Origin of the sequence: Comamonas sp. wu1-DMT, from assembly GCF_040187805.1 — a bacterium.
Lineage (GTDB): Bacteria > Pseudomonadota > Gammaproteobacteria > Burkholderiales > Burkholderiaceae_C > Comamonas > Comamonas thiooxydans.
In genome coordinates this window covers 292,134-318,368 of record NZ_JBANEM010000003.1, presented here as the reverse complement: position 1 = coordinate 318,368, position 26,235 = coordinate 292,134, and the positions used below count along the sequence as shown (strand labels likewise).

Here is a 26,235-nt window from a genome sequence, read left to right as displayed (position 1 = left end):
GAAATTCGATAAAGCTGAATGCATTTGTTTAAAACAAAGAGATTGCAACGATGAGCACCAAGACCTTTGCCTCCGCCGCCGACCTTGAAGTCAAGAAGGTGAGCTTCGACAAGCTCTCCGAACATGCTTATGCCTACACGGCCGAGGGCGACCCCAATACCGGCATCATCATTGGCGACGACGCCGTGATGGTCATCGACACCCAGGCCACACCCGTCATGGCCGAGGACGTGATCCGCCGCATCCGCGAGGTCACGGACAAGCCCATCAAATACGTCACGCTGTCGCATTACCACGCGGTGCGCGTGCTGGGTGCCTCGGCCTACGGCGCCGAGCACATCATTGCCAGCCAGGACACCTACGACCTCATCGTCGAGCGCGGCGAGCAGGACAAGGCCAGCGAGATCGGCCGCTTTCCGCGCCTGTTCCAGAACGTCGAGAGCGTGCCCGATGGCATGACCTGGCCGACCATGACCTTCACCGGCAAGATGACGCTGTGGCTGGGCAAGCTCGAGGTGCAGATCCTGCAGCTGGGCCGCGGCCACACCAAGGGCGATACCGTGGTCTGGCTGCCACAGGAGAAGGTGCTGTTCAGCGGCGATCTGGTCGAGTTCGATGCCACGCCCTATGCCGGCGACGCCTATTTCCAAGACTGGCCGCAGACGCTGGATGCGATTGCTGCCCTCAAGCCCGAAAAGCTGGTGCCCGGCCGCGGTGCGGCGCTGCAGAACGCCGCCGAAGTGCAGGCCGGCCTGGCGGGCACGCGCAACTTCATCAGCGACCTGTGGGCCGAGGTCAAGGCCGGCGCCGATGCGCGTCAGGACTTGCGCAAGGTCTACGAGGCAGCCTTTGCCAAGCTGCAGCCCAAATACGGCCATTGGGTGATCTTCAACCACTGCATGCCGTTTGACGTGACACGTGCCTATGACGAGGCATCGGGCCACGCCGACCCGCGCATCTGGACTGCCGAGCGCGACCGCGAGATGTGGCTGGCGCTGGAAGGCTGATCGCCTCCTGGGCCGCCCGGCTGGCAGTCTCTTGCGCAGGCGCGGCGGTCTACGGCGAAGCTATCTAAAACAGGAGCTGCTTGCGCTTGATTTGTAATGAATTCAAATAGAAAAAACATTGAGTTCAATGCCTGGAGAGCGGTAGCAGCTATCAAAAAAACAGAGTTTGAATCCGGTCGCAAAGAGCCGGAGGGGCGGCTTTTGCCCCAAGAAACAGATCCACGCTTTTCAAGGTTTGCGCACCGATGAACGCCATGTCCACCACCGCCATTTCTCTTGACGCCCTGCGCGGCAGCGCCGCCGACATCCAGTCCATCCAGATTCCTTATCGGCGTCATGCGGACCAGGATGCCGATGCGCCGGCTCGCCACCCCGTGGTGGTGGTCGGCGCCGGGCCCGTGGGCCTGTCGCTGGCCATCGATCTGGCCCAGCGCGGCCAGCCGGTGGTGGTGCTCGACAACGACTGCAAGCTGTCCACGGGCTCGCGCGCCATCTGCTTTTCCAAGCGCACGCTGGAGATCTGGGACCGCCTGGGTGTGGGCCAGCCCATGGTGGACAAGGGCGTGTCCTGGAATTTGGGCAAGGTGTTTGCCAGGGATCAGTCGCTCTACCAGTTCGACCTGCTGCCCGAAGCCGGCCACGAGCGCCCGGCCTTCATCAATCTGCAGCAGTACTACGCCGAAGCCTATCTGGTCGAGCGCGCCCTGCAGCTGCCGCTGATCGATCTGCGCTGGCACAACAAGGTCACGGCGCTGGCGCCGCGCGAGGATGGGGCGGAACTGACAGTGGAAACGCCCGAGGGCGATTACCGGATCGATGCCCAGTGGGTACTGGCCTGCGACGGATCGCGCTCGCCCTTGCGCGGCCTGCTGGGCCAGGGAAGCCATGGCCGCATCTTCCGCGACCGCTTTCTGATTGCCGATGTGAAGATGCATGCGGACTTCCCAACCGAGCGCTGGTTCTGGTTCGATCCGCCGTTCCATCCGGGCCAGAGCGTGCTGCTGCACCGCCAGCCCGACGATGTCTGGCGCATCGACTTCCAGCTGGGCTGGGAGGCCGATCCCGAGGAGGAGAAAAAGCCCGAGAACATCCTGCCGCGCATCCGCGCATTGCTGGGCAAGGACGCGCACTTCGAGCTCGAATGGGCCAGCGTCTACACCTTTGCCTGCCTGCGCATGGACCGCTTCGTCCACGGCCGCGTGGTCTTTGCGGGCGACAGCGCGCATGGCGTATCACCCTTCGGCGCACGCGGCGCCAACAGCGGCGTGCAGGATGCCGAGAACCTGGCCTGGAAGCTCGACCGCGTGCTGCGCGGTCAGGCCGATTCTGCGCTGATCGCGAGCTACGGCGCCGAGCGCGAATACGCGGCCGACGAGAACATCCGCAACTCCACGCGCGCCACCGACTTCATCACGCCCAAGAGCGAGATCAGCCGCCTGTTTCGCGATGCGGCGCTGGAGCTGGCGCGCGAGCATGAGTTTGCGCGTCGCATCGTCAACAGCGGTCGTCTGTCGGTGCCGGCCACGCTGCATCATTCCTCGCTCAACACGCCGGACAGCGAGGTCTTCGCAGGCTCGCAACTGCCCGGCGCCGTGCTCAGCGATGCGCCCATGCGCCGTCCCGGCAACAGCCAGACCACCTGGCTGCTGCGCTCCCTGGGCCCGGACTTCACGCTGCTGCATTTCGGCCCCACGCCGGCCTGGGCGCGCGAGCTGACCGGTGTGCTCAATCTCTCCATTGCCGCCGAGGGCGATGCCGGGGCCGCGCAAGCCGATCTGCTGGATGCCCAGGGTCTGGCCGCGCAGCGCTTGGATGCGCGCCCCGGCACCAGTTACCTGCTGCGCCCCGATCAGCATGTCTGCGCGCGCTGGCGCCGTCCCGACGAGGCTGCCGTGCGTGCCGCGCTGCAGCGCGCCGGCGGTTGAAATGAAGGCTCCCCCTGAGGCGTCCTCTCTTGCTACGCGGGAGGGGGCATGCGGGCAACCGACGACAGCTTCGCTGCGGGGCGGCGTGGCCGGCCCAAGTCCTTGCTCGCTGTCCCTGGTGGAGTGCAACACCCTCTGAGGATTCCCCCCTTTTTTAGGAGACTGCCATGCTGCTGTCCACTCACCCGAATCTGCAGGCCTGCGACGATTTCTATGAAGCCCTGATCGCCACGCATCAGGGCCTGGAAACCGCGCAAAGCCACGCCCTCAATGCCCGCCTGGTGCTGCTGCTGGCCAATCACATCGGCCATCAAGAGACCTTGCTGCATGCGCTCGAACTGGCCCGCGCCAGCGCAGGATTCGCTCCTGCCGGTGCGGACCCGGCCGAGCGCGGTGCCGTGACACCGGTTGCCCCGGTACACGCTGCCGCTTGAGATGCAGCAAGCCGCCGGCCTGGCGGCAGCTGCGCCATCCCCTAAAGGCCCCGTCACCAAAATCTATTCAAGGGGCCATGAATCAAGGAGACAAGGATGATGCAACGTAAACAGTTTCTGGCCGCACTGGCCTGCTCGACGCTGGCATGGGCTGCAGGGCCGGCCGCCATGGCGCAGGAAAAGCCCCTGGAATGGGTCATAGGCTACGCCGCAGGCGGGGGCTCCGACGTGGTGGCCCGCGTGATTGCCGAAACCATGGGCCGCAATCTGGAGCGCCCCATCGTCATCAACAACAAGCCCGGTGCGGGAACCAATATCGCGGCCGAGTACAGCGCGCGCTCGCATGACTACGGCAACCTGATGTTCACGGCCGACTTCGCCACGCTGGCTGCCAATCCGTTTCTGTTCCGCAAGCTCAACTACAACGCCGAAAAGGACTTCAAGCCCGTGGGCATGCTGGTGCGCTTTCCCATGTTGCTGGTGGTCAACAACGATGTGCCGGTCAGCAATCTGAGCGAGTTTGTCGCCTGGGCCAAGCAGCAGAAGACCGGCGTGAGCTGGGGCTCGGCCGGCCTGGGCAGCCCTCATCATCTGGTTGGCGAGCTGTTCCGCGAAGAAGCCGGTCTGGGCAATATGACCCATGTTCCTTATCGCGGTGCTGCGCCGGCAGTGCAGGATGTGATCGGTGGCCAGATACCTGCCATGTGGGCCGATAGCGCCACCATTATTCCCTTCCTCGGCGAGAAAAAGCTCAAGGCCATAGGCGTGGCCAGCCCGGCCCGCATCGATGTGCTGCCCAAGGTCGCCACCTTGCAGGAGCAAGGCCTCAAGGGCTTCGAAGGTTATGCCTGGCAGGGCATCGTCGTGCCCAAGGGCAGCTCGGCCGAGGTGGTCAGGAAGTTCAGCCAGTCGCTGCAGTTTGCGCTGGCCGACACGCGCACCAAGGCCCGTCTGGCGGCCATGGGGGTAGAGCCCATGCCCGGCAGCTCCGAGCAGATGGAGAAATTCGTCAGCAACGAACGCAGCAAATGGGGCCGCGTGATCACGGCCAACAACATCAAGCTCGATTGAGAGCCGGACTCAGTGGGCCGCAGCCTGGGTAACGGACAGGCCCGGGCGCTGCGGGATATGCGTTTTTGCAGATGCAGCGCCGTGCCAGCCGTGGCAGACTCCGGGCCATGTCCGAGCCCACTCTTCTCGTTGCCGACGATCACCCGCTGTTTCGCGCAGCGTTGATCCAGGTGCTGCACGACCGCTTTCCGCAATTTCGCATTGTGGAGGCGGCCAGCGCCCAGACCTTGGGCGCAGCGATGCAGGAGAATCCTGAAATCGAGCTGGTGCTGCTGGACCTGGCCATGCCCGGCGCGCGCGGCTTCTCGTCCCTGCTGCATCTGCGCGGCGAATATGCGCAGGTTCCGGTGATCATCATCTCGTCCAATGACGACCCTCGCATCATCCGTCGCGCCCAGCAGTTCGGGGCGGCAGGCTTTATCTCCAAGTCTGCGGCTGCCGACGATATGAGTGCCGCCATTGACGATGTGCTGAGCGGGGATATCAGCTTTCCCTCCATGGTGGCCGAGCGCTCGGAGGCCGATGCGGCCCTGGCCGCTCGTCTGGCCCAGCTCACGCCCCAGCAGTTTCGCGTGCTGCTGTGCATTGCCGACGGGCTGCTCAATAAGCAGATCGCGCACGAACTGGGCCTGGCTGAGAACACCGTCAAGGTCCATGTGACGGCGATTCTCAAGAAGCTCGAATGCTATTCACGCACCCAGGCGGCAGTGCTGGTCAAGAGCCTGGAAAACGATCACGAGGTTTGATTGCCCTGGTGCCTCAAGAGTCATCTGTCTTGATAGCTTGCTGCGCTTTGTTGGCCATGGATTGAGGCCTTTCTGACCTCGTTTCTGTGCAGCTTGCCGCTGCAAACTGTCGTCGCAGTTCGATGGCTATAAGTGCGCGAAAAACTCCGGCGTTGCATCCCAGCGATCGTGCATGCCATCGACATACGTGACGGGAATTCGCGAAAGCTCCTCTTCCGACAGCTCTTCCAGGCAACCGATATTGATGCCGTACATCTGGCCTATCGGCGTGTCGTGGCCCACACCAAAGACGCGGATGCCGCAGCGCCTGCAGAAGAAATGCTGGTTCTTTTGCGAGCCAAACACATAGAGGGTGAGTTCCTTCTCACCTGTAATAAGGCGGAAATTTTCGGGGCTGGCGATGGCGGGCCAGAACCGGCTGCGCCTGCAGATGGAGCAGTTGCAGCGATAGCTGGGCTGGCTCAGATCGAGGCCGACTTCAACCTGAACCCGGCTGCAATGGCAGCTGGCACGATAGGATTTCAGCATCTGGCGACCCCTTGTGTTGAGACGGGCTGCCATCGAGATGTCAGCCTTGATCGAAGCTTAGATAGTTCAGATGCTCCTGGCTACGCCAGACCGCACACCATGCGTTGATATCGCTGCCGTGGGAGAAAAAGATCTCCCAGCAATGATCGACCTCGTCCTGAAAAACCTGTCTCGCCGCATTGATGAAGCGATGACAATGGGCTTGGAGCGGGCCTTGGGCATCTTGCGCATCGATCAGTCAGAGGAAATCCTCTTGCCAGTCGGCGTCGCACGATACTTCATGCACGGATTTCAGACGCAGCCTGCTGACCACATCGGGCCAATGAGCGAGATCGATCCGGCAGCGCACAGCCAGGCGGTCGTCAATGCCGCTGCCTCCGGCATAAAAGCCCAGCGCATAGTGCAAGTCTTCCTCTGCAGGCGCAAAGCCGATCAGATTGGCAATGAGTGACATGGGCTTTTCCACGCACATGTCTTTGCTGCTGTGTCGATGAGCCAGGCTGTCATAGTCGCGCATGTCTTTGGCAACCGTCTAGGCAAGAGCAGGCATGCACAGGTGTGTCTCCTCATGCAGCATGGGTTCGTCCTCCCAGGGAGGACAGAACGGCAGGAGCGATCAGCCTGTGCATGGGTTTGACGGGCAGCATGTAGAGATGCCCCAGTGCGTTCTTGACATGCACGACGGTTGTGACGGTGATGACGGTGTCCAGGGCGCTGATGTCGCTCTTGCGGTGAATGCTGAGCACGACCTTCAGATGCTTGTCGTCGTCGCCGATAAGGGCTTCATCAAAGGTGTTTTCGAACACCGTGAAGATGCCGACCCTATCGCCGGGGCCGTAGCTGGCTGCTGGTTTGCCGGGCTTCAGGGCCGACAAGGTGCCCAGGTTCTTGAGTCCCACCAGACCGCCGACCAGATTGCGCGCACGCATGCAGATTTCAATCCAGCGCGGCGTTTTCCGCGCGGCAAGAATGAAGTGCTCCAGTGCAGACAGACCTGTGGCGTCCGAGACGATGCTCCAGGAGTCGTGAAAGCTGGCCCCGGCCAATCGCTGTGCGATGCGGCTGCCGGGCGGAACGGCGGATTCAACGGGATGATGGTGCATGCTGTCTCTGTCAGGGTTGAGCGGCCCGCGTGCCTGAAAGCCGCAGAGGCTGATGCAGCATATCGAAGAATCCGCCACTCGGCTTGTACAGTCATGGCGTGCAGACCGATTTTGCTCCTGAATTCATAGCTGTAGCGCAATGTACTGAAGGCACTGCAGCTGGAAGTGACTTTGGCTTTCAGGCGCTCCCGCCTTCTCGTCCGCGCAAAAAGGTCTGGCTCATCAGCGCCCGCAGCGCCGGCGGCCTGACCGGCTTGGCCAGAAAGCCCCAACCGCGTTCAGCAGCCTGGCGGCGCAGGGTGCTATCGCCTTCAGCGGTCAGCAGGATGACCGGAGGCTGCTGCCCCCAGCGCTCGCAGAGCTGGGCATAGATATCGGGGCCGTAGAGCTGGCCCAGATGCACATCGAGCAGCACCAGTTGCGGGGCATTGCCGGGCGCTGCATAGGCCAGTGCTTCGGGGGCGTTGGCGGCCAGCGGCACATCGCAGCCCCAGCGCTCGAGCAGGGCGCAGGTGGCGTCGCGGGTGGCGGGATCGTCCTCCACATACCAGACTGTGCCACCCTGCAGTGGACTGTCCACGCGGGCGCTGGGAGAAGGCTGCTGCGATACCGGCGTCAATGCAGCGGCCTGGCCCAGTGGAACCTTGACCCAGAAGACGCTGCCCTTGCCCAGGGTGGAGCGCAGGCCGATCTCATGGTCCAGCAATCTGCCCAGGCGCTCCACGATGGCCAGGCCCAGGCCGGTGCCGCGGTCGTCGGCATGGCCTTCGTCGAGGCGGCGGAACTCTTCGAAGATTTCCTTTTGCAGGCTCTGGGGAATGCCAGGACCCTGGTCATGCACCTCGATGCGCACCTGGTCGCCCTGGCGGCGACAGCCCACGACGATACGGCCCTTGCGCGTATAGCGGATGGCGTTGGAGACAAAGTTCTGCAGTATGCGACGCAGCAGGGCTTCGTCGCTGCGCACGATCAGCCGGCTGGGCATGCAGTGCAGGCTTAGGCCTTCGTTCTCGGCCTGCAGCGCAAAATTGTTGTGCACCACTTCCAGCAAAGAGTTGAGCGCGAAGTCACGCACGCGGACTTCGAGCTGGCCCGATTCCATGCGCGAGATGTCGAGCAGGCTGGTGAGGATGGCGTCCTGAGAGGCCAGTGCCTTGTCCACCCGCTGGGCCAGTTGGCGGCCGGCCTCATCGTGCAGATAGGTGGGCAGCAGGCTGGTGAAGATGCGCGCCGCATTCAGCGGCTGCAGCAGGTCATGCACGGCCGAGGCGACAAAGCGGGTCTTGTAGCGGTTGGCGCGCTCGGCCTCCTGCTTGGCCTGGGCCAGGTCCCGGGTGCGGTCGGCAATGCGCTTTTCCAGCGTATCGGCGAGATTGCGCAGCTCGCGCGCCGTGTTCTTGTAGCTGGTGATGTCGGCATAGCTGGTGACAAAGCCGCCATCGGGCAGGGGGTTGCCGCGAATCTCCAGCACCGTGCCGTCTCCCTTGGCGCTTTCGTGCAGATGGGGGCTGCCGCTGCGCAGATGCTGGAGCCGACGCTGGATCGCAGGCTCCACATCGCCCTTGCCCAGCAGGCCGCGCCTGGCGTTGTGGCGTATCAGGGCCTCGATGGGCTGGCCCACATGCATGAGCTCGGGCGGGTAGCGGAACAGCTCCACATAGCGCGAGTTCCAGGCCACCAGCCGCAGCTGCGGGTCCACCACCACCACGCCTTGCGGCAGATGCTGCAGACTGCGCGAGAGTCCGGTGTCGGCCTGCTTGGCGGCCTGGACAATGCCGTCCTGGGCCGTGCGCAGCTCCTGCGCATGCTGGTGCAGCACGGTCTCCAGCTCCTTGCGACTGCGCTGGCGCAGGGCCGCCAGGCGCTGGCGCTGGCGGATATAGAGCACCAGCAGCGAGGCGGCCAGCCATAGGCCGCCGGCGGCCACTGCCGCCCAGTGACTGGCCGTCTGGCTGTGGACGATGTCGTGCAGCAGGTGCAACTGCCATTGGCTTTCGGGGAGTTCCATGCGCAGCCAGAGCATGGGGTCGACCAGCGGAGGCTGGCTGAAATGGGCCAGCATGCCGATGCCCGCAGGCTGCCGGCTGGTGCGGTAGCCGAGCGGAATCAGAGCCTGGCCCGCGTATTGATGGGTGTCCCGCACCTCCTGCTGGTCGTTGCTGGACAGCGGCTCCAGCAGGCGGTAGCGCCATTCGTCGCGGTTGGAGAGAAAGACCACGCCATGCTCGTCCGAGGCGAAGACGATGTCGGGCGACTGGCTCCACTCGCCTTCGAGCTCCTGAAACAGGATCTTGATGGCGATGAGTCCCAGCACCGAGCCGTCATCATCATGAATGGCCTGGGAGAGAAAGTAGCCGGGCAGTCCCGTGGTCATGCCGATGCCGTAGAAGCGGCCGCTGCCCTGGCTCAGCGCCTGAGTCACATAGGGGCGAAAGCTGTAGTCCTCGCCCACATTGCTGTGCGAGTCGCGCCAGTTGCTGGCGGCCAGGGCCTTGCCGCTTTTGTCGATGAGGGTCAGCGTGGAAGCTCGGCTGGCGCCGTTGGCCTGCTCCAGCTTGTGGTTGAGCCTGTCCACCTCGGTGGCGCTGAGCGGGTGGCTGAGCGCGCTCTTGAGTTCGGCATCGAGCGCCAGCACCTCGGGCAGGGTGCGGTAGCGGTCCACGCGCTGCACCATGGCCTGGGCATAGAGCGTGAGCTGACGCTGCACGCTTTCGCTTTCATCGTGCAAAGAGGTCTGCAGCGCGACGCGACTGGCGGCCCACATGCTCAGCAGCATGCCGCTGAGGACGATGACAAGGGTCAGAAACAGTCGGTTTCGGGCAAGGTTTCGCGCAAGACGCATGACGAGGGCGGGTGATCAAGGTGCCCAGTGTGGCTCTGGAGCAGGTTCAGTGCGGATTCTGAGGCCTAGGGATTTCCCTAAGTTGGTGCATGCTCTCCCAGGGAGCGCGTCCCGACCTAATACCAATGGGTTATCGGCACAAAAAGGGCGCGGGAGTACAAACGGCAGCAATTCGGCGCACCACGGTGGTGCGCCCGCAATTTTGGAGATGCAGCGTGCACACTCTGCCCACAGAATCTGCTCCGCGCGAGCACTTGCCGTTCTACCGTCAGCTCTACTTCCAGGTGGTGTTCGCCATCATCGTAGGCGTGCTGCTGGGGCACTTCGAGCCCGCCTACGGCGAAGCCATGAAGCCCTTTGGCGATGCCTTCATCAAGCTCATCAAGATGATCATCGCGCCGGTGATCTTCCTGACCATCGTCACCGGCATCGCCAGCATGACCCACCTGAGCGCCGTGGGGCGTGTGTTCGGCAAGGCCATGGCGTATTTCCTGACCTTCTCCACGCTGGCGCTGGTTGTGGGCCTGATCGTGGCGAATGTGATGCAGCCTGGTGCCGGAATGCATATCAACCCTGCCGACCTGGACCAGACAGCCGTCAAGGGCTATGTGGCCAAGTCGCACGAGATGACGCTGACCGGCTTCGTGATGGACATCATCCCCAAGACGCTGATCAGTCCGTTCGTGGGTGACAACATCCTGCAGGTGCTGCTGGTGGCCGTGCTGTTCGGCGTGTCCCTGGCCATGGTCGGCGAGGCCGGCAAGCCCGTGCTGAACTTCTTTGAAGCCCTGACCAAGCCCGTGTTCAAGCTGGTCAACATCGTGATGAAGTTCGCTCCCATCGGTGCCTTTGGCGCCATGGCCTTCACCATCGGCAAGTTCGGCCTGGGCTCGCTGGTCAATCTGGCCGAGTTGGTGCTGACCTTCTACATCACTTCGGCCCTGTTCGTGCTGGTGATCCTGGGTGCCGTGGCGCGCTTTTGTGGCTTCTCCGTGCTCAAGCTGATCAAGTACCTCAAGGACGAGTTGCTGCTGGTGCTGGGCACATCGTCTTCCGAGTCGGCTCTGCCTTCGCTGATGCACAAGATGGAAAAAGCTGGCTGCAGCAAGTCCGTCGTCGGTCTGGTCGTGCCTACCGGCTACTCCTTCAACCTGGACGGCACCAATATCTACATGACGCTGGCAGCGCTGTTCATTGCCCAGGCGACCGATACCCATCTGACCCTGGGCCACCAGATCGCGCTGCTGCTGGTTGCCATGCTGTCGTCCAAGGGCGCGGCGGGCGTGACGGGGGCTGGCTTCATCACCCTGGCAGCGACCCTGGCCGTGGTGCCCGAGGTGCCCGTGGCCGGCATGGCACTGATTCTGGGTGTGGACCGCTTCATGTCCGAATGCCGTTCGCTGACCAACTTCATCGGTAACGCCGTCGCTACCGTGGTGGTCTCCAAGTGGGAAAACGCGCTGGACTACGAGAAGCTGGATGCTGCTCTGGCAGGCAAGGAAGAGAACGAGGCGGTGTCCGCTCACGCCTGAGTGCGCACAGGCCTCAATCCAAAAAGCCCCGATCTGATGGTCGGGGCTTTTTCCATGGATTTCAGGCTTTAAGCCCAGCCGGGGAAGGTGCTGGTAGCCATCGCTTTTATGGCATTCAGGCTGAGTGTGAGGTGGCCGTCAGCAAGTCATGGGCCGCCAGCACGCGCAGGGTGTCGCGTCCCAGGCTCTGGCTGCGGGGCAGAAAGCGCACCCAGCTCAGTTTGTTGACGGTGCGCTCCAGTACCTGCCGGGCCTCGGCGGGAAGCTGCTGCACAAACTGCTGCCAGGCCTCCCGGGCCTGCTCCAGTGCACCAGCCTGCTGCAGGAACAGCGCTGTGGACTGGGCGTAGTTGAGCGCATCGCGTGCCATGCAGACGGCTTGCGGCAAATGGGCTGCAGGGTCGTCTTCAAAGTCGATGAAGCCTATGACCCCGTCGGCGCAGACCACCATATTGCGCGCCACGGCCTGACTCAGCACCTCGCCGCGGGCATGCGCCTGCTGGATGGCCTCCAGGCCTTTTTGCCATAGCTGCAGCGTAGGCTGCGCGCCCCGGGCCATCGCACCTTCGATGGCATTGCTCAGCGATGGAGCTTCTTCGCCCGGGCGGCCCAGATGGCGCATCACAAAGGCCTGGTCGTCCGTGGCCAGCACTTGCGGCACGCGCAGGCCCTTGGCCTTGAAGCTGCGCAGGCGGCGCACTTCGGTTTGCAGGGATTCGGGCCCGCCGGGGTTGGGCACGGGCTGCAGCACGGCGGCCCTGAACAGCTTGGCCAGCGTGCTCAGCAGCCAGTAGTTGAGGGCCGGGTTGCCTTGGTTGGCGCGCTTGACCCAAAGGGTTTCATGTGCCAGTTCATAGCGCATGATGCTGTGAGGCTGGTCCAGATGCTCGCGCAGAAATGCCTGGTAATCGATGGCGTTCTGCGCAGAGGGCATCTGCTCTTGGGCGGAAATATCCTGAGATGGCACGGCGTGGGGTCTGTCGGGTGCGCGAGGCTCTGGCTTCTCAGGTCCAGATACCGTTGCGCTGGGGAAAAGCTTGCGATTGTGCCGTGTTGTCGGCGCCGCCCGCAGCTGACGGGCGCAACACAGGCTCATGCAGGGGCTGAAAGCTCTGTGCCGTGGCCAGCGGCCAGTAGTTCTGGAAGACCTTGTGCTGGCGCTCCAGGTTCTGGAGCAGGCAGCCTGGTTCCACGCGCAGTATCAGGTTGGACAGCAGACTGACCTGGGTGTCGTCCAGCCGGCGCACGATATGGTGGGCCGTGATCTCGTTGGGATGCCTGAGGCCGGCGGCTTGAACCAGCTCCTGCAGCGCATGCAGGGTGTTGCGGTGGAAGTTGGCGACGCGCGTGGCCTTGTCGGGCACGACCAGCGCCTGCTGGCGCACGGTGTCTTGCGTCGTGACGCCCGTGGGGCAGGTGCCGGTGTGGCAGCTCTGGGCCTGGATGCAGCCCAGCGCCATCATGAAGCCGCGCCCCGAATTGCACCAGTCGGCACCCAGGGCCATCATGCGGGCAATGTCAAAGGCCGTGATGACCTTGCCTGCCGCACCGATCTTGATGCGCTGGCGCAGGTTCACGCCCAGCAGCGTGTTGTGCACCAGCAGCAGGCCTTCCTGCAGCGGCACACCCACATGGTCGACAAACTCCACAGGCGCTGCGCCCGTGCCGCCTTCGGCGCCGTCTACGACTATGAAGTCGGGCGTGATATTGGTTTCCAGCATGGCCTTGACCATGGCAAACCATTCCCAGGGGTGACCGACGCAGAACTTGAAGCCCGTGGGCTTGCCGCCTGAAAGACGGCGCAGCCTGGCGATGAACTGCATCAGCTCCACAGGGGTGGAGAAAGCGCTGTGGCTGGAGGGCGAAATGCAGTCCACGCCAACCGGTATGCCGCGTGCTGCTGCGATTTCGGGAGTGACCTTGGCTCCGGGAAGCATGCCGCCATGGCCGGGTTTGGCGCCCTGGCTGAGCTTGATCTCTATCATCTTGACCTGCGGATCGGTGGCGTTGGCGACGAATCTTTCTTCGCTGAACGTGCCGTCCGCATTGCGGCAGCCGAAATAGCCCGAAGCCACTTCCCAGATCAGATCGCCGCCATGCATGCGATGGTACTGGCTGATCGAGCCTTCGCCCGTATCGTGGATGAAGCCGCCCATCTTCGCGCCCTGGTTCAGCGCCTGGATGGCGTTGCCCGACAGCGCGCCAAAGCTCATGGCCGAGATATTGAAGACACTGGCGTGATAGGGGCGGGTGCAGGGATCCACCCCTTCGGCCGGTTGCTCCTGCGTGCCGCCAATCCAGAGGCGGAAGTCATGCGAACTGAGCTTGGTGGGTTGCAGGGAGTGGTTGACCCACTCATAGCCCTGCTGACTCACGTCGAGCTGGGTGCCGAACGGCCGGTTGTCGACCTGACCCTTGGCACGCTGATAGACCAGCGAGCGCTGGGCGCGCGAGAACGGCTGGGCCTCGGTATCGCCTTCGATGAAGTACTGGCGAATCTCGGGGCGTATGAATTCGAAGATGAAGCGCATATGCCCCATGACGGGATAGTTGCGCAGTATGGCGTGCTGCTTTTGCAGTAGATCCCAGATGCCGAGAAGCACCAGCAGCAAAGACGCAATCAACCACCCAAGTCCCTTGCCCGCCGTGGTCAGCGTGTAGAGCGAAATGCCCAGCACGAGCGCGGAAATGAAGAGGGCGCCATAGCGCAGGGGCAGACTATTGAAGAAGCGATGCACTGCAGATACTCCCATGGCAGGGTGTGTTGATGGCGGCCCGCTAAAATTCAGCCTGTACGGGGGCATCCGTCCTGGATGCTTTGTCCCCTTGGTCCATCGCCCGGCCCTGCACTTCGATAGTGATGAAATGGTTCGGGCCATCATAAAAGCCTTTCCCTATGCAAGAACAAGCACCTAACTCCGCCGCAGAAGACGCGGCTCTCGCCGACATGCCCGAGGGCGCACTGAGCAATGATCAGCTCGAAGAGCTGGACGCGCTGCTCGACGAGCTGCGCACCCGTGGCGATGAAATTCCCCAGTGGGAATTCTGTGACGGCTTCCTGACCGCTCTGGTCTGCACACGCCGCCCCATTGCCGCTGCTGAATACATGCCCATGTTGCTGGGCGATGGCGAAGCCCTGCAAGTGGCCGAAGGCCAGCCTCTGCCCAAGCTGGAAGTCTTCAAGGACGAGGCCCAGCAGGCACGTTTCATGGAACTGTTCGAGCTGCGCCTGGCCGAAGTGCGCGAGCAACTGGATGCCGACATCAAGTCCCTGGCCGACGACGCAGCCTTCCAGCCCGAAGCGCTGGATACGCGTGGCGCCATCGCCATCCTGCCCGAAGCCGAGCAGGCCGAGCTGGCCGGCGAAGAAGTGCCCTCGTTCTCGCAAGTGTGGGCGCTGGGCTTTATGTTCGTGGTGGAGAACTGGGCCGACGAGTGGGCCGCGCCACGCGACAAGGAAGCAGCCCAGTTGCTGGACGCTGCCATGGAGTTCATCGTCAACCTGACCGAGGACGACACGGACGAGCCGGCTCTGAATCTGTACGACGAAGCCGGCCCCGCCTCGACCAGCCAGGAACGTGTGGACGCCTTTGGCGAAGCCATCTGGGCCGTGTATGACCTGTACCGCCTGTGGAAGAGCATGGGCCCACGCCAGGAAACCATCATCAAGGGCGAGCAGCCCGGCCGTAATGACCCTTGCCCCTGTGGTAGCGGCAAGAAGTTCAAGAAGTGCCACGGGGCTTGACCAGAGCCGTCCCCTGAGACCCTTTGCAGGGCCGCAGCATCCTCGCGGGGCGGCCTTTGCTGGCTGCTTCCGGGTTGGGTGCTGCTGCGATCCAGAGGCTTTCTATAAAGCGTCTTGGTTAAGGAGGCTCAAACACAAAGCTGCGTGATATTTGTGCAGCCATTGGCGTGCAGTGTGAGTTAGTGGGATAGATGACGCATTTAGGTGAACGCATACGCGCCCGGCGACAGGCGCTGGGTTTGAGCCAGGGACGCCTGGCGCAGATGGCGGATGTCACTGCATCCGCCATCTCGCAGATCGAGTCCGGAGCCATTCGCACTCTCAAGAATGACACGCTGGCAAGACTGGCCGTCGCGCTGCAGACCACGGCGCTGGAATTGATGGCAGGCCTGCATTCCGAGACCGCATCGCTACCCAGTGATGAGCAGCGCTTGCTCGACTGCTATAGAAAACTGCAGCCGCCGCTGCAGGACATCGCTCTCAAACTGATTAAAGCCCTGCAGTGATTTCCGAATCACTTTATTGAGCGATCTCTTTTGTTTCAGAAAGGCCTGCTATTTGCAGGCCTTTCTGTTTTTTCATTTAAACGCAAGGGTTAACCCGATCATCGAATGTAGGATGAAATCCATTAATCTGTAGGAAATAAATGAAGATTGCGTAGATTGAACCGGAAGACATATGTGAGGGAACAGTCAAGAAAATTACAGATGCGTCCCTGTGTTTTTTGAAGTCTTTGTTTTTATTGGCTTTTTTATGTGGAGGTGCTTACTTACACATTGATTGAAATTGCCGAGAACTATGCTGCATAGTTGTTGATAGCTATTTCAAATATTTCAAGATGTTTCTTGCTTCGTAAGATTGGTTCCGCGGTGGTCGAAAACAGCCACAGCGATCTACAAACCTGATTGTTGAAGGAGCTAGTCATGAAAGACCAAATCATCAAATTCTGGCGTGATGAAGAAGGTGCAACGGCGATTGAGTACGGCCTGATCGCAGGGTTGATTGCTGTAGGACTTTTAGCTGCTGTAACTGATATTGGGAAATACCTGCAGGTGGTTTTTGAAAAAATAGCGACCTCATTGGAAAAAGTCGGCACAAAAGCTCCTGCGTAATAAGCTCAAGTAGAAATGGGGTTGAGAGATTATTTGAGATTGCTCTTTTTGCTGTGGCTGTGTGTAGCTGCGGTTTCTGACGCTAGATGGCGAAAGGTAAATAATTGGCTGACCGTTTCAGGTTTTGGATTGGGTATTTTTATACTCTCTCTGATTCCTGAAGCTCAACCTTTCAAGGTTAATTTAACTGATGGGGTTTTTGGTTTTTGCGCTGTATTTTTTGTATTTCTTATCTTTTATTTCTTTGGGTTGATGGGGGCTGGGGATGTGAAGTTCGCTGCCGCACTTGGCACATGGGTTGGTTGGGAATTATTGCTTCCAATATGGGCTTTGAGCTGCGGCTTTGCAGTGATCCATGGTCTAGTAGTTAGAAGTAGTTTGAAATACTTATATATCCCTTCCATGATTTTGAGTGAAGGGTATCAAAAAAATAAGAAGAGATTCATTCCCTATGTGGCCTATCTTTCGTTAGCCACTGTGATTGTTCTGATACTGAATACATAGAAAATGAGAAAGGAGGGGATCATGCAACTCAAAAAGCAGCAAGGTGCAGCCGCAATTGAATTTGCCATTCTCTTTCCCATCTTCTTTCTGATCTTCTACGCCATCATTACTTATGGCTTGATCTTTGCTGCACAGCAGACTCTGACTTTGGCTGCCGCCGAAGGCGCAAGAGCCGCAGTGCGATATCCCTCGGTTCCCGCCAGCGGCGCGATGACCAAATCGGCTCAGTTGAATGCTCGTTTGGCTGCCGCATGTGCTACTGCTGCTGTTGCGACAGACTGGGTTTCAAAAATTGGAGCAGGCCTTGGTTCTACGGCCTGCGGTACGGGTATTAGTAATGCTGCTGGTTTGTATGCCACTTCTGGTCTGTGTGGCACGGGGTCAGCATCATTCACGGCCTCCAGCGATGCCAGCCAAGTGAACTGCGTGACCATGCAGGTGAACTACAACTACGCCTCTGCTCCGCTGATTCCGAAGATGCTTGGACCTTTTCTGGGTCTACCCACTCCAAATCTTTTGCAGGGGCAAGCGGTCGCACAAATTAGCTTGATTGACTGAAAACGATAAAGCCTTGCTCTTTCAGGCAAAGTAAGAAGAGGGAAATCTATGGTGAATGTCGCAAAGATCGCAGTCGGGGTTTTGCTGGCAGTGGCATTGGCTCTGGGCGTTTATGGATGGATGCTCGCCAGGGCTCCTCAGGCTCCGGCCCCTCAGGATCACGCATCCGCCAGCGACAGCAAACCCAATGCCGGCATGAGCGTGGTGGTGGCTGCACAGGCCGTTCCGGCGGGTCAGACACTCAAGGCCGAGGATCTGCAGCTCGCGCAGTTGCCCGTCAAGCCCGATGGTGCTTATGGCGAGATTCAGGCAGCTATTGGCTCCGTTCCCGCGGTGGACATTCCCAAGGGCGCGCCTGTACTCCAAGGGCAGATGGTGACGGGCCTTGCCCTCAAGGTCGCAGAAGGTGAGCGTGCCGTCGCCGTCAAGGTCGATGAAAGCATTGGCGCCGGCAATCGCATACGCCCCGGGGACTTTGTCGATGTCTTCTTTGTACTGCGCCGCGATGGCAATGAAATCGACCAGAGCCAGGCGCGCTTGCTGCTCTCGCGCAAGCGTGTGCTGGCCTATGGCGCGGCGTCAGTCGATGCACTGACTACGGCTGAGAAAGCAGAAGGCAAGCAGGCCAATGGCCCCGACAACGCCCGCACTGCAGTGCTTGCAGTACCTGTAGCAGAGGTGAGCCAACTGGCCTTGGGAGGCTCTAACGGCAGCTTGGTACTCGCACTGCGCAATCCGACGGATATGACAGAGCCGGATATGGAAAAGTTTGCGCCGCTGCCCGGCGTGCTGACTGTGGCCATGTCCAAAGGAGCTGTTGCAGCGCCGCTGGAAGGTGCTGACGCAGCGCAGGCTGGTGTGGCCATGAGCAGCCTGGCCGGTTCTGCAGGCACTTCGGCTGCGCGCATGAATGCGGCCAAGCCCATGACAGCCGGGGTTGCCAAGCCAGCAGTGCCGCGCACACGTACCGCTTCCGCAGACTCTTCCCTGCCCGTTGAATTCGTGCGTGGCGCCAACTCCCAAACCGTGCGGTATTGATCTATGAACAACAAGACTGTTTCAATCGCATCCCGCACCTTTTCGCTGAAGTCGCTGTATCTGCTCTGCAGCCTGTCCTTGAGTGTTGTCACTGTCCCGGCCCTTGCGCAGCAAGTGCCCAATGCGGGCGAAAGCAGAGCGCAGCAAGCGACAGCAGCCAGGGAAATCAAGCTGGTCATGGGCGCTCAGCATGAATTGAACCTGCCTGGCGGTGTGGAACGCATCGCAATCGGCGACGACACGATTGCGGCGGTGCATATCAAGCGCGCGGGCAAGGGTGCTGCCGCCAAGATTCTGCTGAGCCCGCTCAAGCCTGGCAGCACATCGTTCATGGTATGGCCGCGCGGTGAAGTGCAGGCGCAGACCTATATGCTCAATGTGCAGCAGCGAGTGGAATTGCGCACGGCCAAGGCCTCCAGCCTGATAGAACAGCAATTTGCCGGCGAGCTGGCGAATGCGCAGTTGGCCGACAAGGCCAAGACTGTCGATCTCTCCAGCGTTCAGCTCAAAAGCAATGTGGTGCAGGTCGATGTCAAGGTGGTCGAGTTCAACAAGACCCAGATGAAGAAGGTGGGCCTCAACCTGTTCAGCACGGCGCCCAACAGCTCGGGCTTCAGCTTTGGTATTTTTGGACGCGGGTCCTATGGCACTGGCGGCGGAAGTTCCACCACAGGCGCGGCAGCAAACCCTTTGACCCAGGCCTTCAACTTGCTGATGCAGTTCGATAAGGCCGGAATTGGCGTCAACATCGGCATGCTCGAAGGCAACAATCTGGCGCGGGTGCTGGCGGCTCCGACCCTGGTGGCCTTGTCCGGCCAAAGCGCCAACTTTCTGTCGGGCGGCGAAGTGCCGGTTCCCGTGCCTGCGGGCACGGGCATGGTGGCCATTCAGTACAAGCCTTACGGCATCGGCTTGACAGTCTCACCCACCGTACTGTCCAACGATCGCATCGTGCTCAAGGTGGCGCCAGAGGCCAGCGAGCTGGACTATGCCAACACCATTGTCCTGAACAGCGCGACTGTTCCGTCCATCACCACTCGCCGTGCCGATACCACGGTGGAGCTGGGTGACGGCGAAAGCTTTGTGATTGGCGGCCTGGTCAGCCGCAACACCACATCAGGTACCGACAAGGTTCCTTTGCTGGGCGACATCCCGATTCTGGGGGTGCTGTTCAAGCGTCAGGAGTTTCAGCAAAAGGAGAGCGAGCTGGCGATTGTGGTGACTCCGCGCCTCGTCAAGCCGCTGGCTCGCGATGTGAATGTGGAGCCGCTGCTGCCCGGGCGCACCGAGCAGCGTGATCCTGCTGTATGGGGTCCATGGGTGGCGGGCGGCCTGTCGTCCAGCGTGGCGCCAGGCTTCTCGCGCTGAGTGTCTGGGTAGAGGCATGAATATGCGCATGGACTCATCCCAACTCCATACCGCGCAGCCAGGCTCGGTGAGCAGCAATGCACGCGTGGTGCTGGTGACGCAGTCGTCATCGCACGCTTTCTGGCTGGCGAGTGCTCTGGGTAGCGATGCGGAAGTGATACCGGTGACAGGCGATCTGGCTGCGCTTCACACAGCGATTTCGGCGCCAGGGCTTGGCGTGGTGGTGGTGGATTTCTCGGCTCCCATGACGGAGGCTGCCATCGCCCTGGTCAGCGATCTGCGCGTCATATTCCCTGGGGTGGTGATCATGGGGGCTGGATCCGCCGTAGAGCCAATGTCCATGCGCGCAGCCCTGCGCTGTGGTGTGGCTGAATTCATTGACTGGGATGCGTCCGAAAGTGAGGCCAGCGTCGCCATCAGGCATCAGATGCATGTACGCAGTCAGCTGCCTGCGGCTGTGGCGCTGGAGCCGGAAACCAAAGGTTTCTCCCTACCTTTGCTGGGAGCGCGTGTCGGGATGGGGGTGACTACGCTGGCAACGCATCTGGCCGTGATGTTCCAGGAGATGCATGCCTATGACATGCGAGGTAGCAAGAACAGAAAGCAGATTGCCAGGCCTTTTGGCGCAAGTCAGTTGCCGCTGGATGAGTCTGCACATGCGGCATTGCTGGACCTGGGCTTGCCGGCACGCGATGGCTTGCTGTATCTGGGCATCGCGGGTGACTTCAGCTTTGTGGATGCGGTTCAGAATACGCGCCGCCTGGACGCGACGCTGATCGACTCGGCCTTTGCAAAGCACTCTACGGGCACCGTGACTCTGGCCTGGCCTTCCGATCTGGGCATGCTGCGCGAAGTCAGCCCTGCGGCTGCAGCGGGCGTAGTCAACACGCTCAAGAGCTTGCTTGGGGTGCAGGTGATCGATCTGGGCGGCATGGTGCAGGCTGATTTTCTGGCGCCTTTGCTGCGCGAGAGCGGAAACGGCTGGGTGGTTTGTGACCAGTCGCTGGGAGGCATTGTGTCTACGGCACAGATGCTCAAGGAGCTTGATGCCAAGGGCGTGAATCGCAGCACGCTCAAACTGGTGCTCAACCGCTTCAATGTGCAGGCCGGCCTGCCAGCCAAAGAGGTCGCGCAGCGCCTTGGTCTGGAATTGCTGCACGTGGTTCCGGATCGATCCACGGTTTTGCTGAATGCCGCCAGCTGTGGACAGTTGTTGTCGCAGTCGCTGCGCGGTGATCCTTATGTGACCTGTGTCAGAAGCATGGCCAGAGCATTGCTCAGCGGAGCGGTTGCGGCCAACAAGGTCGCGGCGCCAGCATCGGGCGTTCTGGGGCAATGGGCCAAGCGATTGAGGAGAGGCGAATGAGCATGGACATTGTTTTCGCCGAAAAAAGCAGTCATTTTTCGGACTCCAAGCAACTGCTGCTGATCAAGAACGTCGCACACGAGCATTTGCTGACGCGTGTGGAGGAGCTTGGCGCGGTGTTTGCCAAATGGTCAACCAGCCGTGTGCGCCAGTTTGTGCACCAGGAGCTGGAGCAATTTGTGCGTCAGCAGCGCTTTCCAGTCAATGACGAGGAGGTGCAATGGATTGCGCAGGCTCTGAACAAGGAGCTGTCGGGGCTGGGGCCGCTTGACGACCTGATGGCCGACCCGGAGGTCGAGGACATTCTCATCAACGGTTATCAGCGCGTCTTTGTCTCGCGCAAGGGAATTTTGCAGCAGGAGGCTCTGCACTTCACCGACAACGCCCATGTGCTGCGCATTGTGCGCCGCATCATCTCTCCCTTGGGCCGCCGCCTCGATGAATCCACGCCCATGGTCGATGCGCGCTTGCCGGATGGAGGGCGTATCAATGTGGTGATAGAGCCGTTGTCGTTGGACGGGCCGGCGGTATCGATACGCAAGTTCCGCAATGATCCGCTGCGAGTCCAGGATCTGGTCGATTTCGGCACCATGGACGAAGGCATGGCGCGCTTGCTGGAGCTGGCGGTGCGCGAGCGCTGCAATATTCTTATCAGCGGCGGCACCAGTTGCGGCAAGACCTCCATGCTCAATGCGATTGCGGGCTTTATCCCCGCCAATGAGCGGGTGGTGACGATTGAGGATACGGCTGAGCTGACGCTGCCTCATCCGCATGTGGTGCGCATGGAAAGCCGTCCCGGTGGCTTTGAAGGCGCGGGAGTGGTTTCCATTCGGGATCTGCTGCGCAACAGCTTGCGCATGCGCCCGGATCGCATTGTGGTGGGCGAGGTGCGCGGCGCGGAAGTGCTGGAGATGCTGCAGGCCATGAACACAGGTCACGACGGCTCCATGGCTACCATCCACGCCAGCTCTCCGCGCGAGTGTCTGCATCGCATGGAGATGCTTGCCGGCTTTGCAGGCTTTCAGGGCAGCGAGGTCAGCTTGCGCCGCCAGATTGCCAATGCGCTCGATTTCATCGTGCAGATCAGCCGCCTGCCCAATGGCAAGCGGCGCATCACATCGATCACCGAAGTCACGGGCATCATCGATAGCGTGATTGCCACGCAGGAGCTCTATCGTCACGAGCTGCTGCCGCAACCCGACGGCGAGGATCTGGAGCGATGGAGCACGCTGGGCATGGTGCCGCATACGCCCAAGCTGACGCGCTATCGCGCGGTGCTGCAGCACGCCGGAGGCAACGGCGCAAACCATGCGGGACTGCGCCATGGCTAGCAATGCGTTTTTGCTCCTGAGTCTGGCGCTGCTGATTGCGGCTGCCGCGATTGCGCTGTGGATGCTTGCCAGCCGGCAGCAGAAGACGCGCCGTATGACCAGGCATCTGGAGCAGAGCCTGGAAAAAAGCGCAGCCGCTGCGGCCGGGTTTGTCGCCAAGGATGCAGCGGCATCGGCTTTTGACGACTCCGTGGCGGATACTTTGCTGGGTCATGAGAAAAGGACAGGCTGGCCGGTTCCCGCCGTTTTGTTGGGGACGGCCAGTGCCGGAATTTTCTATGGCAGTCTGGCCTTGACTGTCGCGGCGTTTCTGATCGTTGGCTTTGCTGTTGGCTGGCTGGCCGGTAGTGCGGCGCTGGTGGTATTGGGAATTGGCTTTTTCTTTTTGCTCTATACGCGTGCGCAAAAGTATCGTGTGCGACTCACACAGCAACTTCCAGGCTTCCTCGACAACACGGTGCGCCTGGTGACCATTGGCAACTCCGTTCAGGCAGCGTTCCAGATGGCTGCAGCCAGCACCAAAGACCCGTTGCAGTCGGTCATGGAAAAAGCCGCCAGTCTGGCCCGCGCGGGCATGGATCTGGAAAATGCGGTGGCCCATGTAGCGAGGCAGACCAGGCTGGACGAGTTGCACTTGCTGGCAGCCATTCTGCGCATCAGCGTGCGTTATGGGGGGCGGGTCGATCTGCTGCTGGAGCGTGTGGCCAATTTCATGCGCGACCGCGAACAGGCCGAGCAGGATCTGTCTGCCATGACGGCCGAAACGCGTCTGTCCGCCTGGGTGTTGAGCCTGCTGCCGGTGGCTGTGTGCTGTCTGATCATTTCCTTCAATGCGAGCTACTTTTTGAATATGTGGAATGACGCCAGTGGCCGCAACATCATCTGGGCGGCAGCTGCTTTGCAGGTCTTTGGTGTGCTGCTGCTATACCGCATGGCCAAGCTAGATGAGGGGGCAGATTGATGGAGACATCCCGTCTTTTGCTGCTGCTGAGCGTGGCATTTCTGGCCTTGGCGGCGCTGATCGGGGCGGCTTTGATTGCCTATGCACATCAGCGACGCGAACGCAGCAGTCAGGTGGTTCAGGATGCACTGAGTCGCAGCGGCGCGGCTGCGGCGAATGAGGCTGCTACGCCTGCCAGGCCCGCAGATCTGCTGCGTTCGCTCAATGGCGATGGGGACCTGCCTGCGCACTGGCTCAATACCTCGTTTGGCAAGGCGCTGGTTGCACAGGAAGACCGCATTCTGCTGAGCAAATGCGGCTGGGGATCGACTCGCGCGCAGCTGCAATACCTGATAGCGCGCTGCGTGGTCTCTGTATTGCTTGTACTGCTTGCTGCCTTTGTTTTCTCGGGCAGCAAGCAATTTCTGCTCTACCTGTTTGCTGCGTTCACCATAGGTTTTCTGCTTCCCAAATGGGTGCTGCGCAGCGTGGCTCGCCGCCGCAGGGCCAGCGTCGCCCGCGAGCTGCCTTTGCTCGTCGATTTGCTGGGCTTGCTGCAAGGCACGGGCATGAGTCTGGACCAGACTCTGCAGGTCATAGGCTCTGACTTTGGCAACGTCATGCCCGTGCTTTCGCGAGAGATACAGCTGGCCAACCAGCAGTACAGCCGGGGCAGCACGCGTGAGCGTTCCTTTGGGCGCATGAGCGAGGTCTATCAGAACGACAACCTGGCCAATCTGACATCACTGATGATTCAGATCGACAGATACGGCGGAGCCGTGCAGGAGCCGCTGCGCATTTTTGGCGAACGTCTGCGCGAGCAGCGCAAGGCCAAGATGAAGGAGTTGATAGGAAAGATCTCGGTCAAGATGACTGCCGTCATGGTGGTCACGTTGCTTCCGGCCCTGATCATCATTACCGCCGGACCGGGGTTCCTTGCCGTGATTCGGGCGCTGGGAGGGATGACGAAATGAAAAAAGAAAGCCGATATCTGATGCTGCCATTGGCCGCTGCAACCATGGCCCTGCTGTCGGGCTGCTCCAGCATGGGTAATCTGCTGGGGCAGAACCAGCCCGTGTTGTCGCCCGCAGCCAAGGCCGCAGCAGATAGACCGCTGGAGAAGGAGGCGGTGGTCGACACGCAGGACACTTACCTCGCGCTGGTCAAGCAGATGCAGTCCAAGTCGCTCTGGTATGCCTCCATTGCGCACCTGGATGCGCTGGACAAGCAGTGGGGAGCTTCCAGCGATTCGCGGCTGTTGCGCGCCGATGCATTGCGTCAGGTGGGGCAGCTCAGTGCGGCCATCCCCATTTACCAGGGCCTGCTGGGCAGCGCCAAGGACGGAGCCGCACGCTACGGCCTGGGCCGTGTGGCCGCAGAGCAGGGCGACTTTCGCAGTGCCGCTCTGCAGATGGAGCAGGCGCGCATGAGCAATCCCGTGGACTCGCGCCTGTTGACCGATCTGGGCTATGCCTATCTGCGTGCGCGTGATCTGAATGCAGCGCGCATCCCTTTGATGCAGGCGGCGCAGCTCAACCCCGAGGACGCTCAGGCCAGTGTCAATCTGAGTCTGTTCATGATGGTCAGCGGCCAGGGCGCACAGGCCGAGGAGTTCATGCGCCAGCGCAAGCTGGATGCACAGACCCAGCAACTGGTCAAGGAGCAGGCCGGGGAGTGGTTGAGGACTGCAAGCCTGGCCGCGGCAAAGCCTGCCGCAGCTGCGACCGGCAAGGTCGTCAACCTCTCCCGTCCGGAAGTGAAGACCGCGCCCGAGGCCGTGGCCAGCTCCGGGAAATCCGCCGAAGTGCCGGAGCCCGCTGCAGTGCAGGAGGTACCCGCCGCAAAAAAGCCCGTACCGGAGCCTGAAGCAGCAAAGGCTCCGGTAGTGGTAGTCAAGGCAGCGGAGTCTGTGCCGCCTCCTGCTCAAACGTCCCAGTCCCCGTTGCCGCTGCCCGCAGCTACGCCCATGATGGCACGGAATGTGGAGCGGGGGCCCAGCGGTGGTCAGTGGATGGTCTCTGGCGGCAGCTTTGATGCAGGACGGCCGCGTCACCCTGGTCAGGGGGCGAGCCAATTGATGCCGGCAGCTCCGCAAACCTATGCCTACGTGCCGCCTGTGCCTGTGCAGACAATAGCTGCTCCTGTCGATGTAGCGGCTGCCGCTCCATTGGAAGGTATTTCAGAGCCGAAACAACCTGAAGTTGCCATACTTAAAGCACAAAATGCTCCTGTATTAATAGCAAAAGTGGCGCCCCCCCCTGGAGGCGGCCGTGGCGACGGCTTCTCAGCCCGCGAAGCAGGAGACGCCCAAGCCTGCACAGCCTCTACTTACCGAGGCGATGTTCGCAAAACTGCAGCAGACGCCGCCGGCACCGGCTTCACAGGCCGAGCCTGCGGTGCAGCCCGTGATCGCGCGCCCGACAAGATCGATGCCGGAGGCTGTGGTGGTGATGGCTGCGGCACATCCTGCCGCCGTTCGCCAATCTGGTGAATCCGGTGGCAAACAGGCGGTGCAAGCCATGCTGCCCCAGCGCGCGGCGGCGGGCGGCTTGTTCTTCGAGACGCCCGATGAAGATGCCGGCAGCAAGCCTGCGGCCTCTGCCAAGAAGAGTGCACCCGAGCGTGCCTGGCCCTGAACCTTCAAGGAGTCCCCATGAATACGCAGACAGCATTCACCCAACGGGCCCGCGCATTCACCCTGGCGTTGATGGCACTGGGCACGGCCTCGGTCGCCATGGCACAGGCCGGCAGCAGTACCGGCTCCAGCACGGGCGTGAGCAATATGAGTGCGCCCCGAAGTGCGGCAGCGATGCCTGCAGCAACTGCACAGGCCGCGGTAACCCAGACACCGGCTCCCGGCAATGCTTCCCTGACGCCGCCCGCAAGCAATCGGGTGGGCGATGCCACCAGCTATCTGCTGGCGCTGCAGGCCAGTGGTCAGTACGCATCGCGCAATGCCTATCCCGTGACAAGCGATGTGGCCCAGCGCAGCTACCTGCGCTATCTGGAGAGCTTTACCCACAAGATCCCGGAAAGCGCGGAAACACAAGTGGGCAGCAAGACAGGTGGTAGCCGCTAAGCGGTC

25 protein-coding genes are annotated in these 26,235 nt (G+C 61.2%); 20 read left to right on the top strand and 5 right to left on the bottom strand.

Annotated features, from left to right (window positions below; genetic code table 11):
• The first annotated feature begins 50 nt into the window (after positions 1-50).
• The 5 genes from V8Z78_RS07470 to V8Z78_RS07450 all read left to right on the top strand — a co-directional run bounded on the left by V8Z78_RS07470 (position 51) and on the right by V8Z78_RS07450 (position 5,183).
• The gene (locus V8Z78_RS07470; RefSeq protein ID WP_003068272.1) at positions 51-1,007 is read left to right on the top strand and encodes an MBL fold metallo-hydrolase; all 957 of its coding nucleotides are present in this window, start codon (positions 51-53) and stop codon (positions 1,005-1,007) included.
• A 254-nt stretch (positions 1,008-1,261) separates the two neighbouring features.
• Positions 1,262-2,932 (top strand): FAD-dependent oxidoreductase, encoded by a 1,671-nt coding sequence (locus tag V8Z78_RS07465; RefSeq protein WP_349731179.1) that lies wholly within the window; start codon positions 1,262-1,264, stop codon positions 2,930-2,932.
• 167 nt (positions 2,933-3,099) lie between these two features.
• Positions 3,100-3,366, top strand: coding sequence for a DUF2783 domain-containing protein (locus V8Z78_RS07460; RefSeq protein WP_003068276.1), 267 nt, complete (start codon positions 3,100-3,102; stop codon positions 3,364-3,366).
• A gap of 96 nt (positions 3,367-3,462) precedes the next feature.
• Entirely contained in the window at positions 3,463-4,437 is a 975-nt protein-coding gene (locus V8Z78_RS07455; RefSeq protein ID WP_280040472.1) for a Bug family tripartite tricarboxylate transporter substrate binding protein, read from the top strand.
• A gap of 107 nt (positions 4,438-4,544) precedes the next feature.
• Positions 4,545-5,183 (top strand): response regulator, encoded by a 639-nt coding sequence (locus tag V8Z78_RS07450; RefSeq protein ID WP_003068280.1) that lies wholly within the window; start codon positions 4,545-4,547, stop codon positions 5,181-5,183.
• A 126-nt stretch (positions 5,184-5,309) separates the two neighbouring features.
• Here the strand turns inward: V8Z78_RS07450 and V8Z78_RS07445 are convergent, their stop codons facing one another.
• Entirely contained in the window at positions 5,310-5,744 is a 435-nt protein-coding gene (locus V8Z78_RS07445; RefSeq protein ID WP_237704499.1) for a GFA family protein, read from the bottom strand.
• A 109-nt stretch (positions 5,745-5,853) separates the two neighbouring features.
• On the opposite strand from V8Z78_RS07445, the gene V8Z78_RS07440 reads away from it, so the two are divergent.
• On the top strand, positions 5,854-6,162 hold the full coding sequence (locus V8Z78_RS07440) for a hypothetical protein (RefSeq protein ID WP_192810460.1): 309 nt from the start codon (positions 5,854-5,856) through the stop codon (positions 6,160-6,162).
• A 115-nt stretch (positions 6,163-6,277) separates the two neighbouring features.
• Here V8Z78_RS07440 and V8Z78_RS07435 read toward each other — a convergent pair whose 3' ends face one another.
• Both V8Z78_RS07435 and V8Z78_RS07430 read right to left on the bottom strand, forming a co-directional pair.
• The gene (locus V8Z78_RS07435) at positions 6,278-6,814 is read right to left on the bottom strand and encodes a DUF2867 domain-containing protein (RefSeq protein WP_003068286.1); all 537 of its coding nucleotides are present in this window, start codon (positions 6,812-6,814) and stop codon (positions 6,278-6,280) included.
• Between the two features lie 178 nt (positions 6,815-6,992).
• A complete protein-coding gene (locus V8Z78_RS07430) occupies positions 6,993-9,656 on the bottom strand; it encodes a hybrid sensor histidine kinase/response regulator (protein WP_003068288.1) in 2,664 nt (887 codons plus the stop codon).
• Positions 9,657-9,871: 215 nt separating this feature from the next.
• Between V8Z78_RS07430 and V8Z78_RS07425 the strand changes: the two genes are divergently transcribed.
• Entirely contained in the window at positions 9,872-11,188 is a 1,317-nt protein-coding gene (locus V8Z78_RS07425; RefSeq protein WP_012840138.1) for a dicarboxylate/amino acid:cation symporter, read from the top strand.
• A 115-nt stretch (positions 11,189-11,303) separates the two neighbouring features.
• Here V8Z78_RS07425 and V8Z78_RS07420 read toward each other — a convergent pair whose 3' ends face one another.
• Together V8Z78_RS07420 and V8Z78_RS07415 are read right to left on the bottom strand one after the other, a co-directional pair.
• Positions 11,304-12,122, bottom strand: coding sequence for an RIO1 family regulatory kinase/ATPase domain-containing protein (locus V8Z78_RS07420; protein ID WP_057093882.1), 819 nt, complete (start codon positions 12,120-12,122; stop codon positions 11,304-11,306).
• Between the two features lie 70 nt (positions 12,123-12,192).
• A complete protein-coding gene (locus V8Z78_RS07415; protein WP_179627015.1) occupies positions 12,193-13,941 on the bottom strand; it encodes an FMN-binding glutamate synthase family protein in 1,749 nt (582 codons plus the stop codon).
• A gap of 194 nt (positions 13,942-14,135) precedes the next feature.
• Here V8Z78_RS07415 and V8Z78_RS07410 point away from each other — a divergent pair, with 194 nt between their 5' ends.
• The 13 genes from V8Z78_RS07410 to V8Z78_RS07350 all read left to right on the top strand — a co-directional run bounded on the left by V8Z78_RS07410 (position 14,136) and on the right by V8Z78_RS07350 (position 26,229).
• A complete protein-coding gene (locus V8Z78_RS07410; protein ID WP_280032049.1) occupies positions 14,136-14,933 on the top strand; it encodes a UPF0149 family protein in 798 nt (265 codons plus the stop codon).
• Between the two features lie 191 nt (positions 14,934-15,124).
• Positions 15,125-15,439 carry a helix-turn-helix domain-containing protein gene (locus V8Z78_RS07405; RefSeq protein WP_034348855.1) on the top strand — a complete coding sequence of 105 codons (315 nt, stop codon included), beginning with the start codon at positions 15,125-15,127 and terminating at the stop codon, positions 15,437-15,439.
• A 417-nt stretch (positions 15,440-15,856) separates the two neighbouring features.
• Positions 15,857-16,045, top strand: coding sequence for a Flp family type IVb pilin (locus V8Z78_RS07400; RefSeq protein WP_072248228.1), 189 nt, complete (start codon positions 15,857-15,859; stop codon positions 16,043-16,045).
• Positions 16,046-16,078: 33 nt separating this feature from the next.
• A complete protein-coding gene (locus V8Z78_RS07395; protein WP_349731178.1) occupies positions 16,079-16,549 on the top strand; it encodes an A24 family peptidase in 471 nt (156 codons plus the stop codon).
• Between the two features lie 21 nt (positions 16,550-16,570).
• The gene (locus V8Z78_RS07390; protein WP_349731177.1) at positions 16,571-17,107 is read left to right on the top strand and encodes a TadE/TadG family type IV pilus assembly protein; all 537 of its coding nucleotides are present in this window, start codon (positions 16,571-16,573) and stop codon (positions 17,105-17,107) included.
• Positions 17,108-17,155: 48 nt separating this feature from the next.
• Positions 17,156-18,145, top strand: coding sequence for a Flp pilus assembly protein CpaB (gene cpaB / locus V8Z78_RS07385; RefSeq protein WP_349731176.1), 990 nt, complete (start codon positions 17,156-17,158; stop codon positions 18,143-18,145).
• A gap of 3 nt (positions 18,146-18,148) precedes the next feature.
• Positions 18,149-19,513 (top strand): type II and III secretion system protein family protein, encoded by a 1,365-nt coding sequence (locus V8Z78_RS07380; protein WP_349731175.1) that lies wholly within the window; start codon positions 18,149-18,151, stop codon positions 19,511-19,513.
• Between the two features lie 28 nt (positions 19,514-19,541).
• Entirely contained in the window at positions 19,542-20,879 is a 1,338-nt protein-coding gene (locus tag V8Z78_RS07375; RefSeq protein ID WP_349731174.1) for a CpaE/TadZ family protein, read from the top strand.
• A complete protein-coding gene (locus tag V8Z78_RS07370; RefSeq protein WP_349731173.1) occupies positions 20,876-22,210 on the top strand; it encodes a TadA family conjugal transfer-associated ATPase in 1,335 nt (444 codons plus the stop codon). The genes V8Z78_RS07375 and V8Z78_RS07370 overlap by 4 nt, the downstream gene beginning before the upstream one ends.
• On the top strand, positions 22,203-23,171 hold the full coding sequence (locus V8Z78_RS07365) for a type II secretion system F family protein (RefSeq protein ID WP_349731172.1): 969 nt from the start codon (positions 22,203-22,205) through the stop codon (positions 23,169-23,171). Before V8Z78_RS07370 ends, V8Z78_RS07365 begins: the two co-directional genes overlap by 8 nt.
• Positions 23,171-24,124, top strand: coding sequence for a type II secretion system F family protein (locus V8Z78_RS07360; RefSeq protein WP_349731171.1), 954 nt, complete (start codon positions 23,171-23,173; stop codon positions 24,122-24,124). Before V8Z78_RS07365 ends, V8Z78_RS07360 begins: the two co-directional genes overlap by 1 nt.
• Positions 24,121-25,641, top strand: a complete 1,521-nt coding sequence (locus V8Z78_RS07355) for a tetratricopeptide repeat protein (protein ID WP_349731170.1) — start codon at positions 24,121-24,123, stop codon at positions 25,639-25,641. The genes V8Z78_RS07360 and V8Z78_RS07355 overlap by 4 nt, the downstream gene beginning before the upstream one ends.
• Positions 25,642-25,803: 162 nt before the next feature.
• Entirely contained in the window at positions 25,804-26,229 is a 426-nt protein-coding gene (locus V8Z78_RS07350; protein ID WP_349731169.1) for a DUF3613 domain-containing protein, read from the top strand.
• Positions 26,230-26,235: the final 6 nt, after the last annotated feature.